Source organism: Limnospira sp. PMC 289.06, from assembly GCF_032350395.1.
GTDB lineage: Bacteria > Cyanobacteriota > Cyanobacteriia > Cyanobacteriales > Microcoleaceae > Limnospira > Limnospira platensis.
Window position 1 is genome coordinate 1 of record NZ_JARPLC010000278.1, and the last position, 1,637, is coordinate 1,637.

At 48.8% G+C, this 1,637-nt stretch carries 1 protein-coding gene; it reads left to right on the forward strand.

The window, feature by feature from the left end:
* Positions 1–327: 327 nt before the first annotated feature.
* Positions 328–1,637, forward strand: a 1,310-nt coding sequence (locus P5674_RS24470; protein WP_315670380.1) for a DUF4912 domain-containing protein, incomplete at its 3' end; no start/stop codon positions are given.

Consider the following 1,637-nt stretch of genomic DNA (forward strand, 5'->3'; position numbering starts at 1 on the left):
ATGCAGTTCCCGTTGAATCAGGAAGCCCCATCCTCTAGGGCGGCAGGGTGGGGTACTTCACGAATCTACCTACAACCCCAGGCCCACGCCGGGGATTTTTTTGGGGATGCAGACGATCCCCAATTCCATGATATATCATGAAACTATGACACAATGATCCCAAAAACCTTATAAAACAGTATATTTACTTATAATTTTTGGGATTACCCCTTGACCCCTCTGGATATTTTCTGCAATATGTTGATTAACGAGAGCGATCCCCACGATCCCAAAGAAAATCTACAGAGCCAACAGCCTGCTGTCTGAACACATGGAGATCACCAACCTATGGCCAAAGAAAGACCCCCCTTGGAAGAAATGACATTGCGACAATTACGCAAAGTCGCCAGCGAGTACAGTATTTCTCGCTATAGCCGAATGCGTAAAGCCCAGCTTTTAGCTGCCATTCAAGATATTGAACGTCAAAGATTTTCATCCCCTAGTCAATCCCGTACTTTGGAGGCAAAAGCAGAAGTGGAAGTAGCAAAGTTTACATTAGGCCAGGAAGAACAAACAGATGATTTCCTGTCCTCAGTTGATGAAAATCTAGTGGAACTTGGCAGCGGATATAGTGAAAGTCGCGTAGTTATGATGGCAAGAGACCCGGAATGGGCTTATGCTTACTGGGATATCTCCAGTCAACAAAAAGAACAATTCCGGCGATTAGGTGGGCAACAACTGGCTTTACGGATTTATGACGTAACAGGTATAAATCTCAGCAATCAGAGTCCCCACAGCGTTCAGGAATACCCTTGCGATGAAATGGCGCGGGAATGGTATTTACCAATTCCTGTAAGCGATCGCGATTATGTGATCGAAATTGGCTACCGTTGCGCTGATGGTCGCTGGTTAGCTATGGCCCGTTCCCAGGCGGTTCGGATTCCCCCCATTTATCCCTCTGAGTGGATTGATGACCAATTCATTACAGTATCTTGGGGTGATGAACTCAAAGGTCAAACTTTTGCCCAACTATCACCCCCTGGCTTATCTTATGGCGATCGCATTTACGACGACCTCTTCAATCTAGCCAAAGAAGCAGAAGCTCAACGCATCGCTGGTTCCCTATTTGGTTCCATGCACCATGTTTCCAGTTTCCAACATGGCATCAGTTCCTATATTTTCCCCTCTGGTGTCGGTAAGTGGGCATCAGGTGTCGGTGAAACTATGTCCGGTGTCGGAATGTCCGGTGTCGGCTTAGGCGTAACTCAATCCGGTTCCGCCCTAGGTTACTCCATGTGTGTCGGAATGTCCGGTGTCGGCTTAGGCGTAACTCAATCCGGTTCCGCCCTAGGTTACTCCATGTCCGGTGTGGGAATGACTGAATCCGGTTCCGCCCTAGGCTATTCTATGTCCGGTGTCGGTATGTCCGGTGTCGGCTTAGGTTACTCCATCTCCGGTGTCGGAATGTCCGGTGTCGGCTTAGGGATAACTGAATCCGGTGTCGGTTTAGGTTACTCCATCTCCGGTGTGGGAATGTCCGGTGTCGGTTTAGGTTACTCCATCTCCGGTGTCGGAATGTCCGGTGTCGGCTTAGGGATAACTGAATCCGGTGTCGGTTTAGGTTACTCCATCTCCGGTGTGGGAATGTCCGGTGTCGA